Origin of the sequence: Paraburkholderia sp. MPAMCS5, assembly GCF_036016995.1 — a bacterium.
Classification (GTDB): domain Bacteria; phylum Pseudomonadota; class Gammaproteobacteria; order Burkholderiales; family Burkholderiaceae; genus Paraburkholderia.
On the sequence record NZ_JAYXBK010000004.1, the window covers coordinates 418,469 to 431,196 of the forward strand.

Here is a 12,728-nt window from a genome sequence, read left to right on the forward strand (position 1 = left end):
TTACATGCCGCATGTTGCAATGCGGCGGCCGTCCGGAACTCTTATCATGCAGCGTGGGCCGGGCGAGAACATAACCTTCTTCGCGACACGCGAGATCGGAGGCAGTGGTGTTGAACAGCCATAAAAAGCGGATCGGCAAGACCCGCAATAAACAAACAGGCATTGCGGCGATTTCTTTGGCCGCCGTCACCATCGGCGGTTTCGCCGCGCTCCCGGAGGCAGCGTGGGCGCAAACGCCTTCGCCGTTGGCCGAGTGGCAGTATTCGGCGGGCATTGCGCTGCAAAAGCTGTGGCAGCCGAATCTTCCGGACTGGCAGTTGCGCATCGGCGCGGCGGCCTCATTCCAGCCGCGCTACGAGGGCTCCGACCAGTATCACGTGATGGCGGGTCCGAGCATCGACGTGCGCTACAAGGACCTGTTCTTCCTGTCGAGCGGCGAAGGCCTCGGGGTCAACTTCGCGCAAGGCCGGAACTGGCGCGCGAGTCTCTCGGCAGTGTATGACCTCGGGCGTCGTGGTCACGACGATCCGCAGGAATTAAACGGCCTCGGCAACATCAACCCCGCCCCAGGTTTGAAGCTGGCCGGCGAATACGTCGTGTCGAAAGACTTTCCACTCGTCTTGCGCGCCGACGTGCGCCGCTATTTCGGCGGCTCGAACGGATGGACGGGCGACTTCGGCGCGTATATGCCGATGCCGGGCAGCTCGAAAAAATTCTTCTGGTTCGCCGGACCCAACGTGACGCTCGCGGATTCGACCTATATGAATAGCTGGTTCGGCGTGAATCAGAACCAGGCCGCGCATTCGCAATACCGGCAGTACCACGCGAGCGCGGGCTTCAAGTCGGTGGGCTTCGGCATCAGCGCGATATATCTGATCGACAAGCACTGGTTCGCTACCGCCGACGGCGCGTTCGAGCAACTCGTCGGCAGTGCGGGCAGTAGCCCGGTGACACGCAGCAGGGCAAATGGCGTCGCGGACGTGTCGATCAACTATCGCTTCTGATACGTTTCACCCGATGCGCAACCGCTGCGGTTACTGATTCACGCGCGGGCCCTGCAACCGGTGCGTGTTCTTCGGCGCAGCGGCGGCGGACGCGGCCGCTGCGGACACGCCCGCGGGACCGGCCGGGATGTCGCTCGGACGCGAAGCCTTCACCGTTTGCGGATAAAGCTGGAGCAACGTGCGCAACACGCCGTTGGTCCAGCCGAATCCGTCCTGCAACGGATACTCGCCGCCGCCCGCGGCCACGCCGGGCGACGCGGCGTCCACGTCGTATTTCTCCACGAGTTTGCCGGTGTGCTGATAGTACGAGACATTGGTTCTGATCCAGCGCGTCGCGATGGCTTGCGCGAGCGCCGGTTCGCTATAGCGGCGCAAGCCGACCACCGCGAGGTATTGCAACGGCGCCCAGCCGTTCGGCGCGTCCCATTGCTGGCCGCTGTTGACGCGCGTGGTGGCGAGCCCGCCGGGCCGCAGCAGTTCGCGCTGGATCGTGGCCGCGACGGCCTTGGCCTGCTGCCGGTTCGCGACGCCCGTGTAGAGCGGATAAACCGTCGCAGCGGTGAGCCGGTGCGTGAGCGTGCGATGCACGAAGTCGTAGTCGCCGAACGCTTGCAGTTGCGGGTCCCACAGCACGCGTCGAATCGTATCGGCGCGCGTGTTCGCGCGCTGCTCCATGTTCTCGGCATGCGTGACGTCGCCGCGTATGCGATAGGCCTTCGCAAGCGTGCGTTCGAGATCGACGAGCAGGCAATTCAGATCGACGGGCGCAAGCGACGTGACATCGACCGTGGCCAGCGTCTTGCCGTCGGCGAACCAGCGCGAGCTGAAATCCCAGCCGGTTTCGCCGCCCGCGCGCAAATTGCGCCACAAATCGTCGGCATTGCGTTGCGGCGTTTGCTGCGAAGTGGCGACGTCTTCGCGATACGACTCGTCGCGCGGCGCCGCGCGTTCGTCCCAATAGCGGTTGAGCAGCGTGCCGTCCGCGAGACGCACCACATGGCGGCTGGCATGACCCGCGGGCAGGCCGTCGCTGCCGTTCATCCAGTAGGCGTATTCGCGCTGCAACTCGGGCAGGTAGCGCGCATAGACCGCGTCGCCGTCTTTTTCCGCCACGAGCCGCACCATTTGCGCGAAAAAGGGCGGCTGCGAGCGGCTCAGGTAGTACGTGCGGTTGCCGTTCGGAATGTGGCCATAGCGGTTGATCAGCGTGGCGAAGTTCTTCAGTTCGTCGACCACCCACGCATGATGTCCGCTCGCCTCCAGACCGAGCATGATGAAGTACGAGTCCCAGTAGTAGATCTCGTCGAAGCGGTCGCCCGGCACGATGTACGCATCGGGCAGCGGCAGCAGCGACGACCACGGGCTTGCCGTCGTATCGGGTTCGCGGCGCAGCACGTTCCAGAGCGTATCGATATGGCCGGTCACATCCTGATTCGGATCGGAGACATAGGTCTTTGCCGCGCGCGTGGGCAGCGTGAAGTTGCGCTTCACGAAGTCGCCGAGATTGAAGCCCGGCTGCTGCTTCGCCGCTGCGTACGCCGAGGCGATCTGCTCCGGCGCAAAGAGCGGCACCATGTCCGCGAAGGTCTTGCTGTCCGGAAAGAGATGAGCGAGCTGCACGTCGCGATACAACCCGGCGTATTGCTCCGAAGGCGGCACGGGCACCACCGGCGAAGCCTGCGCGGGTGGTTCGACATGCACCGCCACGCGCGTGATGCCGCCTTGCCAGGGCGTCGTGCCGCCAGCCCATGCGGCCCCGCTGAGCGACGTCTGCAACAGGAAGGCGGCAACGAGCGCGCTACGCAGCCGGAGACGGAACGAAGCGGCGAAGGTGGGATGAGTCATCGGCGGAAAGAGAGAACCCGGTGGTGTGAATGGGAGCGCGAAGATGGCTTCGCCGCATGATTGAGTCCACAGGGTTGACACTGCCTGGCGCGGCAAAGTTGCGTGCGGCTCGAAGTCTTATGCAGCAAGGCGCAACGCCCATGTGGGAGCCGAAAGAGAACGCTCGTCCTGTATGATTGGCACCGTCGTGTCGCAACATCGAAAACCACACGGATACCCTGAAAAATATGCCGGATTGCAACAATCCGCTTTGCTCGATATAGAAAAAATGACCGGTTCCCAGGCTGTCGACGAACACCATTTTCGCGGCATCATTCGCCGCAATATCGCGTTGCCTTTATTGGTCGGCCTGATCACGATAGGCGTGTTCGTCGGGCTGATCGCGTACCTGGTTTCCACCACCAGTTGGGCCGAGCATTCGGAGCGCGTGGTGGGCAAAGCGAACGAAATGCTGCGTCTCGCGGTCGATCGCGAATCGTCCATGCGCGGTTTTCTTCTCACCGGCGACGAGAGCTTTCTCGGGCCGTATGAAAACGGCGGCCCGCAATTCAAGGCGAACCTGAACGAACTACAGCGGCTCGTCGCCGACGATCCGCTGCAAGTCGAGCGGCTCAAGCGCATCGCGGCAATCCAGCAGCGCTGGAGCGGCTACGCCGAAAGCATGATCGACGCGCGCCGTCGCTTGCAGGAGGTCGCGAGCGTCGTGGCAAGCGGGCGCGGCAAGACGGAATTCGACGAGACCCGAAAAGAGTTCAACGATTTTCTCGACGTCGAATTGCGCCTGCGCGAGGAACGCACCGCGGCGTCGCGCCGTGTCACGTCGGTGCTGGTCACGGTGTTCCTGCTCTTCAGCGTCGGCGTGAACAGTCTGCTCGCGTGGCTGGGCCGCCGCGAATTGCTGAGCCTCGCGGGCACTTACGACAAGGTGTTGCACCGCCAGGCAGAACAGACGGAAGTGCTGGAAAAGCAGGTGTGGCTGCGTTCCGGGCAACGCATGCTCGCCGAGAAAGTGGTGGGTCAGGCCACGCCGCAACTCGTCGGCCGCGCGATGCTCGACGCCCTCGCGCAATACATGAGCGCGGCCGTCGGCGCACTTTACGTGCGCGACAAGCGGCACGGCACATTGCGCCGCATCGCGACCTACGGTTTCAGCCGCGATAGCGAGCAGGTCACCGCGCGCGATCTCGGCGATGCCGACACGCTGGTCGGCCAGGCCGCGCTTTCGCGCCGCGCGCTCGTGATGCGCGACGTGCCGGACAATTACATGCAAGTGGAGTCCGCGACCGGCAAGGGCACGCCGAAAAGCCTGCTGATCTCGCCGATCCAGAGCGAAGGCGAAATCAACGGCGTTGTCGAACTCGGCTTTTTCCGCGAACTGGCGCCGCGCGACGAAGAGTTGATGGACCTCGTCGGCAACAGCATGGGCGATTTCGTCGAAGCGGCGCTGTATCGCGAGCGCTTGCAGGATGCGTTGATCGAAACGCAGCAACTGAACGAAGAGCTACAGGTGCAGCAGGAAGAGTTGCGCGTCTCGAACGAAGGGCTCGAAGAGCGTGGCCGTGCGCTGCTCGATTCGCAAACGCGGCTCGAAGCGCAACAGACCGCACTCGAACAGACCAACGTCCAACTCGAAGAATATGCGCAGCGTCTCGAACGGCAGAAAGCCGATCTGTTGCGCGCGCAACAGGATCTGGCGGCCAACGCCGAGCGTCTCGAACAGTCGAGCCGCTACAAGTCCGAGTTTCTCGCCAACATGTCGCATGAACTGCGCACGCCGCTGAACAGTTCGCTGATTCTCGCGAAGCTGCTGCAACAGAACCGCACCGGCAATCTGAACGAAGAGCAGGTGCGCTACGCGGAAACCATTCACGCGTCCAATAGCGATTTGCTGGTCCTGATCAACGACATTCTCGATCTGTCGAAGGTCGAGGCGGGGCAGGTGACGGTCGAACTCGAAACGGTATCGCTCGAAGCCACGCTGCAGTCACTGGAGGAAACGTTCAAGCCGCTGGCCAACGCGAAGCATCTGAGCCTGGTGTTCGACCGCTCGCCGGGCGCGCCGGAGACGCTGATCAGCGACGGGCAGCGCGTCACGCAGATTCTGCGCAATCTGCTGTCGAACGCGCTGAAGTTCACCAAACACGGCGAAGTCGCGCTCTCGATCGCGCCGGCAGACGACGACATGTTGCGTATCGACGTGCGCGACTCCGGCATCGGCATCGCGGCAGACAAGCTCGACATGATCTTCGAGGCGTTCCAGCAAGCCGACGGATCGACGAGCCGTCAGTACGGCGGCAGCGGCCTCGGCTTGTCCATTTCGCGTGAGTTCGCGCGCCTGCTCGGCGGTCGCATCACGGTTGCGAGCGAAGTCGGCAAGGGCAGCGTATTCACGCTGTGGCTGCCGCTCGATGCACGCGCCATGTTGGCGGCGAGCAACGAGAGCGCAGCCGCGAGCGAGATGGCGGAGGAGCGCGCGCAGACGCAATGGGGCGAGGCCGTTACGACCGGCGCGACGGGTGACGCGCTGGTCGAACGCACGCCATGGAGCGGCGCCGCGCCGGGAGTTATCACGCCCGCCAACGGTCTGATCACGGGAACGGCCGGCAATGCGGGGTATGCCACACGCGCCGCGCAAACAGGTCATGAACCAGCGGCCAATGCACGGGAAGGCGCACAAGAAGGCGCGCAGGAAAGCACCTTCGCATCCATTGCCGATGACCGCGACAATCGCACGCGCGCCGGGCGTCTCATCGTTGCGGTTGAAGACGATCTCGCGTTCGCCGAAATTCTGCGCGACCTCGTGCACGAACTCGACTTCGATTTCGTGCATGCAAGCAGTGCGGCAAGCGGGCTCGCGCTCGTGCGCGACATGCGTCCGGCCGCGGTGCTGCTCGATGTCGGCTTGCCGGACCGCTCGGGGCTCACCGTGCTGGAGTGGTTGAAGAACGATCCGCTCACGCGCCACATTCCGATTCACATCGTCTCCGCGACCGATCACGCCGACAAGGCGCTGCACCTGGGCGCGATCGGCTACACGCTGAAGCCGACCGCGCGCTCCACGATGGAAGCCGCGATTCGCCGCCTCGAAGCACGCCTGCAACAGCGCCTTAAACGCGTCCTGGTGATCGAAGACGACGCGCCGATGCGCGAAAGCATTCGCGCGCTGCTGCAAAGCGAAAACACCGAGATCGTTGCAGTCGCAACGTTGGCCGAGGCGCTGAACTACCTGGACAGCATCTCGTTCGATTGCGTGGTGACGGACCTCGCGCTGCCCGACGGCACCGGCTACGATCTTCTTGAGCGCCTCGCGGCCAATTCCAGGCATGCCGCGCTGCCGGTGATCGTCTACACGGGCCGCATGCTGTCCGACGAGGAAGAGCACCGTCTGCGCCGCTATTCGAAATCGATCATCATCAAGGGCGCGAAGTCGCCCGAGCGTCTGCTCGACGAAGTCACGCTGTTTCTGCACAGCGTGGAGTCGTCGCTCGCGCCCGAACAGCAGCGCATGCTGCGTACCGTGCGGCAGCGCGATAATGCGTTCGAGGGCCGCACGATCCTGCTCGCCGAAGACGACGTGCGCAATATCTTCGCGCTTTCGCACGTGCTCGAGCCGCTCGGCGCGAAACTGCACATCGCGCGCAATGGCCGCGAAGCGCTCGAAGCGCTGGAAAACGGACCCGACGTGCACCTCATTCTGATGGACATCATGATGCCGGAGATGGACGGCCTGACCGCGATGGGTGAAATCCGGCGCAATCCGCGTTTCGCGCATTTGCCGATTATCGCGTTGACAGCGAAGGCCATGGCGAACGATCGCGCGCGTTGCCTCGAAGCGGGTGCGGACGACTACGTGTCAAAGCCCATCGACGTCGACAAGCTGGTTGCGCTGTGCCGCGTCTGGCTGCGCCAGCGCTAACGCGAAGATCGCGACACGGGAAACGCAATGAGCCAGTCCGAACTCGATACGCGGCAACGCATGAGCGATTTCGACATCGAGTTGAAATTGCTGCTGGAGGCCGTGTACCTCAAATATCAGCACGATTTCCGCCACTACGCGATGTCTTCGCTGCGCCGGCGGCTCTCACAGGCACTCGACGAATTCGGGCTGAACACGCTCTCGCAATTGCAGGACCGCATCATGCGGGACGGCGACCAGTTTTCGCGGCTGTTTCAGTATCTGACCGTGCAGGTCAGCGATATGTTTCGTGATCCTGCCTATTTTCTGGCGCTGCGCGAGCACGTGTTGCCGCGGCTGCGCACGTATCCGTCCATCAAGGTCTGGGTGGCGGGTTGCTGCACCGGCGAGGAACTGTGGTCGCTAAAAATTCTTTTTGACGAAGAAGGCTTGACCGAACGCACGCTTTTTTACGCCACCGACATCAGCCCTGACGCGCTGGCGCGCGCCGAAGCGGGCATTTACGCGCTGGAGCGCATTCAGGGCTTTACGCAGAACTATCTGGCAGCCGGCGGTACGCGTTCATTGTCGGACTACTATCATGCTGCCTATGGCGGCGCGCGCTTTGCAGGCTCCCTCAAAGGCCGCGTGGTGTTCGCCGACCACAGTCTCTCCACCGACGAAGTCTTTCTCGAAGCGCATCTCGTGTCGTGCCGCAACGTGCTGATCTATTTCGATCGCGGTTTGCAGGATCGCGCGCTGGGACTATTTGAAAGCGCGCTGGTGCGGCGCGGCTTTCTTGGCCTCGGCAGCAAGGAAAGTTTGCGTTTTTCCCGTCATTACGAAGCCTTCGACGAATTCCGTCCTGGCGAGCGTATCTATCAGAAGCGCTAATACGACCGTGATCCCACACCCAACCATGCAGCCAGCCGCCGACGTCGAGCAGGATTCGCGGGACGCGCACGCCTGCGAACTGGTGGTGATTGGCGGCTCGGCGGGCGGCATGGAAGTTCTCAATCTGCTGCTCGCCGCGTTGCCCGCACGCTTTGCGCCGGCCGTGATGATCGTCATGCATCTTCCGCCCGAGCCGCCGAGCTACCTCGTGCACGCGTTGGCGCATCGCTGCGCGTTGCCCGTGATCGAACCCGACGCGGGCGAAGAGATCATGCCGGGGCGCGTGCATGTCGCGCCGCCTGGCTATCACATGCTGGTGGAAGTGGACCGGACCGTTGCGCTTTCAACCGATGCGGCCGTGCGTTTTTCAAGGCCTTCCATCGACGTGTTGTTCGAGTCCGCGGCGACGGTGTATCGCGAGCGTCTGCTGGCACTGCTGCTGTCCGGCGCGAACGACGACGGCGCGCAAGGTTTGCAGTGCGTGCGCGCGCTCGGCGGCATCACCTGGGTGCAGGAACCCGGCACCGCGTCTTCGCCGGATATGCCGCGCACCGCAATCGAACGCGGCGCGGCCGATTACATCTATTCTCCCAAAACCATGGCCCGGCGGCTTGCAGCATGGCCGGCCATTCTCTGATCCGATGCCATGTCGAACTCACCCGTGAACATTCTGATTGTCGACGACATCGCTCACAACATCACCGCGCTCAAGGCCTTGCTGACGCGGCCCGACGTCGCCGTGCTGGTGGCCGACTCGGGCACTGCCGCGCTCGATCTGCTGCTCAAGCACGAAGTGGCGCTGGCGATTCTCGACGTCAACATGCCCGGCATGAACGGTTTCGAGCTGGCGGCGCTGATGCGCGGCAGCCCTCGCACCTCGCATGTGCCGATCATCTTTCTCACCGCGACCGCGCAGGATGCGTCGCGCACGTTTCGCGGCTACGAAGCCGGCGCGGTGGATTTCCTCTACAAGCCGTTCGATCCGCGCATTCTGCAATCGAAGGTAGACGTGTTCGTTCAGCTCGAACAGCAGAAGCGCCAACTGGCCGCGCAACTCGTGACCACGCGTCAGATGCTCGAAGCGAACGAGATGCTGATGGCCGTGCTCAGCCACGATTTGCGCACGCCGCTGGGCGCCGTGCTGGCGTCCGCGGAATATCTGATGCGCACCGCCGCCGATCCTCAGTCCACGACGGTCGCCGCGCGCGTGAAAAACAGTTCGCTGCGCATGGCGCGTATGGTCGATCAACTGCTCAATCTCGCCCGGCTGCAAGGCGGACGTCTGCCGCTACAACCTCGCTCGATCGAGTTGGCGACGCTGTGCAGATCGGTGATCGACGAGTTCGCTTCGCGCGAGAACGGTAAGCGCATTGTGTTTGCGAGCCATGGCAATACGGCGGGCGCGTGGGATACGGACCTCGTCTGGCAAGCGGTGTCGAATCTCGTAAGCAACGCGCTGCATCACGGCGCGACGGGCGGCGACGTGAGCGTCGAGCTGGATGGCCAAGCCGCCGATTTCGTGCGCCTGAAGGTGGCCAATCCCGGCGTGATTCCGCCGGAAGTGTTTCCGCATCTGTTCAAGGCGTTCGGGCCGAACAGCAGCGGCGCGCGCTCGCGCGAAGGGCTCGGGCTCGGCTTGCATATCGTGCAGGAAATCGCGCGGATGCATGGCGGCCATGTGAGCGTTAAATCCGACGAAACGGACGGCACCGCGTTCACCATCGAGTTGCCGAGAATGGTGACGCTGCAGCGCGGATCGTTTTCCGGGAGATAGGGCGGCGGCTTGCCACGACTGCCCGCTCAGCGCGCCATGCGTGCTGGCGGAATGTTGCTGAAAAAGCATCATTAAGCCGTGCTTTCAGGCGCGACTTTATCCATGCCTTTTCAACCACGCTGTTTTTGGCCGCGCTGTTTTCAACCACGCTTTCCGCGTGCATCAGCTTGGGTTTCCCGATCCCAGCGTTTTAGCCACGGCACGATGAAATCCGCAAAGCCGTCCGCGGGCGGCGACAGCGCGCGTTCAGTCGAGCGATACACGCACACCTCGCGAATCGTTTCCGGATCGACAATGCGCTTCATGACCAGCCCGAACGTGCGCGCCAGCGGCGCCACGTAAGCCGGCGCGAGCGTCACGGCGAGGCCCTGTGAAGCAATGCCGAAAGCAGTGGTGACATTGTCGACCACGTCCACGGGAACGATGCGCGCCTCGACGGGAAGATTCGCCAGCATCTGCGCGACCGCGCGCTCATGATCGCGGCCGGTCGCGATAATCGGCACTTCGCGCAGATGTTGCCACTGCACACGCCGCCTCACGCTGAGTGGATGCGAAGCAGCGCACCACATGACCCACGGACTCGCGAATGCGAGATCGCGGTGCACGCGAGCGCCGCTTTGCCGGTCGGGTCCAATTGCAAGGTCCACGTCCGCGCTTTCGACGCGCTCCACCAGTTGCTCGACCACCGTGTCGACAATCCGCACGACCACCTTCGGTTTGTCGCGCGCGTAACCGGCGATGGCCGCGGGCAACGCCGTTGACGCCAGCACGAGTGGCGCGCCGATCCGGACGATGCCGGCTGCGCGGTTGCGGATATCGTCCGCGGATTGGGAGGCGGCGCGCACATGGCGCAACACGGATTCCGCCGACGCCAGAAAATCCTGCCCCGCGCTCGACAGATTCACGCGCCGCGTGGTTCGGTCGAAGAGGCGAAAACCCAGCTCCGTTTCGAACTCGGCGAGCAATTGGCTGACCGCGGACGAAGTGAGCCCGAGCCGCTCCGCTGCCGCGCCGATGCTGTGCAGATCGGCAATGGCGAGGAACGCTTCGTATTGGCGAAAGGTGACGCGGGTCAGTGGCATGTGCCGATTCTAAAGTAAAACTTACGAATCGTGAAAAATCCGTTGATTGTGCATGACGCTCCATTCGTCGACACTTCTCCCAATCGACGCGGACACACAAACGCGCTTAGACTTTGAGTCTCGCCCGGCGAGCGGCATAACGCAGACGCAACGTCGGCACGACGTCAGGGCTCCATTCAAGGAAATGCCATGTTTGAACATATTCCCGCCTATCCGGGCGATCCGATTCTCAGCCTGAACGAAGATTTTCAGGTCGATCCGCGCCCGAATAAAGTCAACTTGAGCATCGGCATCTATTTCGACGACGCCGGCAAGCTCCCCGTCATGGACGCGGTGCGCCGCGCCGAATCCGCGCTGCTCGAAGCCATCGGCCCGCGTTCCTATCTGCCGATGGCGGGCTTGCCGCTCTACCGCGAAACCGCGCAGGCGCTCGTGTTCGGCGCGAATAGCGCAGTGCGCGCGGCGGGCCGCGTCGCGACCTTGCAGACCATCGGCGGCTCGGGCGCGCTGAAGGTCGGCGCCGATTTTCTGCGGCGCTATTTCCCCGCTTCGCAAATCTGGATCAGCGACCCGAGTTGGGAGAATCACCGCGTCGTATTCGAGGGCGCGGGTCTTACCGTCAACACTTATCCGTATTACGACGAAGCGAGCGGCGGCCTGCGTTTCGCCGATATGATCGAAACCATCGGGCGCTTGCCGGCGCGCAGCGTCGTGCTGCTGCATGCGTGCTGCCACAATCCGACCGGCGTCGATCTGAGTCCCGAGCAATGGGCCGAACTCGTGCCGGTATTGCAGCGTCGCAAGCTGATCGCGTTTGTCGATATGGCTTATCAGGGCTTCGGCGCGGGTCTCGAAGAAGACGCCGCTTGCGTGCGTCTGCTCGCCGATGCGGACATTCCGCTGATCGCAGCCAATTCGTTCTCGAAGAATTTTTCGCTGTACGGCGAGCGTTGCGGCGCGCTGAGCGTCGTGTGCAAAGACGCCGACGAAGCGAGCCGCGTGCTCGGCCAGTTGATGTCCGCGGTGCGCGCGAACTACAGCAATCCGCCCACGCATGGCGCGCGGCTTGTTGCCAACGTGCTGTCGGACGCGTCGTTGCGCGCTTCGTGGGAAGCGGAACTGGCCACCATGCGCGAGCGCATTCTCGCGATGCGCGGCACGATTCACGCGGGACTGGCAGGCCGCGTCGGCGAAGTGATGCGCGCACGTTACGTCGCGCAACGCGGCATGTTCACCTACACCGGCTTGAGCGAGAACCAGGTCGAGCGCCTGCGCGACGAACACGCGGTGTACGTGCTCCGCTCGGGCCGCATGTGCGTGGCGGGGCTGAATGCGCGCAACGCGGACTACGTGGCGGCGTCGATCGCAGCCGTGGTCGCGCACGCCTGAGCGCGACAGCCGGGCGCGCGCGCGCCGCCAACCGATCACCATGGAGACGTCGATGACAACACTTGATAGGCAGCCAACGAGCGCACCGGCAACAGCGGACATGCATCCCGACGAATGGCAGGCGCGCGTTCAACTGGCCGCGTGTTATCGCATCTTCGACATGCTCGGCTGGACCGAGATGATCTACAACCACATCACGCTGCGCGTGCCCGCGAGTGTGAGCGGCGACGAGCGTCAGTTTCTGATCAATCCGTTCGGCTTGCACTACAGCGAAGTGACGGCGAGCAACCTGGTGAAGATCGACGCGCAAGGGCGCGTGCTAGATCGCTCGCCGTACCCGGTGAATCCCGCCGGTTTCGTTGTGCACGCAGCGATTCATGAAGGATTGCCGGGCGCGCATTGCGTGATGCACACGCATACCACGGCGGGTGTCGCGGTGGCCTGCCTGGAAGACGGCTTGCAGCAGACCAACTTTTACAGCGCGCAGTTGCACGACCGCATCGCGTATCACGACTTCGAAGGCATCACCGTGCATGCGGAAGAAGGGCCGCGTCTCGTCGAGCATATTGGCGACCGGCAGGCGGTGATTTTGCGCAATCACGGCCTCCTTGCATGGGGCCGCACGCTGCCGCAAACTTTCGCGATTTTATGGACGCTCAACCGCGCATGCGAAATCCAGATGGCGACGTTGCCGATGGGCCGGGCGCGGCCGGTGCCGGAAGAAGTGGCGATCCGCTGCTCGCGCGACTCGCTGCAATTCGATCCGCGTCACGGCGCGGGGCAGGACGTGTTCGACGCGCTCGTGCGGCGCGTCGAACGTATCGACGCGAGTTACAAGGACTGAG

The 12,728-nt window shown here is 63.3% G+C and carries 9 protein-coding genes; 7 read left to right on the forward strand and 2 right to left on the reverse strand.

Annotated features, from left to right (window positions below; genetic code table 11):
• Window positions 1-107: 107 nt before the first annotated feature.
• Window positions 108-1,004: a MipA/OmpV family protein gene (locus VOM14_RS12185; protein ID WP_327628943.1), complete on the forward strand. Its 897-nt coding sequence runs from the start codon at window positions 108-110 to the stop codon at window positions 1,002-1,004.
• A gap of 30 nt (window positions 1,005-1,034) precedes the next feature.
• Here VOM14_RS12185 and treA read toward each other — a convergent pair whose 3' ends face one another.
• On the reverse strand, window positions 1,035-2,849 hold the full coding sequence (treA, locus tag VOM14_RS12190) for an alpha,alpha-trehalase TreA (protein WP_327628944.1): 1,815 nt from the start codon (window positions 2,847-2,849) through the stop codon (window positions 1,035-1,037).
• 268 nt (window positions 2,850-3,117) lie between these two features.
• Here treA and VOM14_RS12195 point away from each other — a divergent pair, with 268 nt between their 5' ends.
• The 4 genes from VOM14_RS12195 to VOM14_RS12210 are packed head-to-tail and all read left to right on the forward strand — an operon-like array spanning window position 3,118 to window position 9,412.
• Window positions 3,118-6,765 (forward strand): response regulator, encoded by a 3,648-nt coding sequence (locus VOM14_RS12195; RefSeq protein WP_327628945.1) that lies wholly within the window; start codon window positions 3,118-3,120, stop codon window positions 6,763-6,765.
• A 27-nt stretch (window positions 6,766-6,792) separates the two neighbouring features.
• Window positions 6,793-7,638, forward strand: a complete 846-nt coding sequence (locus tag VOM14_RS12200; RefSeq protein ID WP_327628946.1) for a CheR family methyltransferase — start codon at window positions 6,793-6,795, stop codon at window positions 7,636-7,638.
• Between the two features lie 25 nt (window positions 7,639-7,663).
• A complete protein-coding gene (locus VOM14_RS12205) occupies window positions 7,664-8,275 on the forward strand; it encodes a chemotaxis protein CheB (RefSeq protein WP_327628947.1) in 612 nt (203 codons plus the stop codon).
• A gap of 9 nt (window positions 8,276-8,284) precedes the next feature.
• Window positions 8,285-9,412: a hybrid sensor histidine kinase/response regulator gene (locus tag VOM14_RS12210; RefSeq protein ID WP_327628948.1), complete on the forward strand. Its 1,128-nt coding sequence runs from the start codon at window positions 8,285-8,287 to the stop codon at window positions 9,410-9,412.
• A gap of 140 nt (window positions 9,413-9,552) precedes the next feature.
• On the opposite strand, the gene VOM14_RS12215 is transcribed toward VOM14_RS12210, so the two are convergent.
• Window positions 9,553-10,494, reverse strand: coding sequence for a LysR family transcriptional regulator (locus VOM14_RS12215; RefSeq protein ID WP_327628949.1), 942 nt, complete (start codon window positions 10,492-10,494; stop codon window positions 9,553-9,555).
• Window positions 10,495-10,683: 189 nt separating this feature from the next.
• On the opposite strand from VOM14_RS12215, the gene VOM14_RS12220 reads away from it, so the two are divergent.
• Both VOM14_RS12220 and VOM14_RS12225 read left to right on the forward strand, forming a co-directional pair.
• A complete protein-coding gene (locus VOM14_RS12220) occupies window positions 10,684-11,883 on the forward strand; it encodes an amino acid aminotransferase (protein WP_327628950.1) in 1,200 nt (399 codons plus the stop codon).
• 52 nt (window positions 11,884-11,935) lie between these two features.
• Window positions 11,936-12,727, forward strand: coding sequence for a class II aldolase/adducin family protein (locus tag VOM14_RS12225; protein WP_327628951.1), 792 nt, complete (start codon window positions 11,936-11,938; stop codon window positions 12,725-12,727).
• Window position 12,728: the final 1 nt, after the last annotated feature.

What these genes read in the sequence shown, in the direction of transcription:
- treA (WP_327628944.1), bottom strand. Translation starts at nt 2,849, where the DNA reads ATGACTCATCCCACCTTCGCCGCTTCGTTCCGTCTCCGGCTGCGTAGC.
- VOM14_RS12195 (WP_327628945.1), top strand. Translation starts at nt 3,118, where the DNA reads ATGACCGGTTCCCAGGCTGTCGACGAACACCATTTTCGCGGCATCATT.
- VOM14_RS12200 (WP_327628946.1), top strand. Translation starts at nt 6,793, where the DNA reads ATGAGCCAGTCCGAACTCGATACGCGGCAACGCATGAGCGATTTCGAC.
- VOM14_RS12205 (WP_327628947.1), top strand. Translation starts at nt 7,664, where the DNA reads ATGCAGCCAGCCGCCGACGTCGAGCAGGATTCGCGGGACGCGCACGCC.
- VOM14_RS12210 (WP_327628948.1), top strand. Translation starts at nt 8,285, where the DNA reads ATGTCGAACTCACCCGTGAACATTCTGATTGTCGACGACATCGCTCAC.
- VOM14_RS12215 (WP_327628949.1), bottom strand. Translation starts at nt 10,494, where the DNA reads ATGCCACTGACCCGCGTCACCTTTCGCCAATACGAAGCGTTCCTCGCC.
- VOM14_RS12220 (WP_327628950.1), top strand. Translation starts at nt 10,684, where the DNA reads ATGTTTGAACATATTCCCGCCTATCCGGGCGATCCGATTCTCAGCCTG.
- VOM14_RS12225 (WP_327628951.1), top strand. Translation starts at nt 11,936, where the DNA reads ATGACAACACTTGATAGGCAGCCAACGAGCGCACCGGCAACAGCGGAC.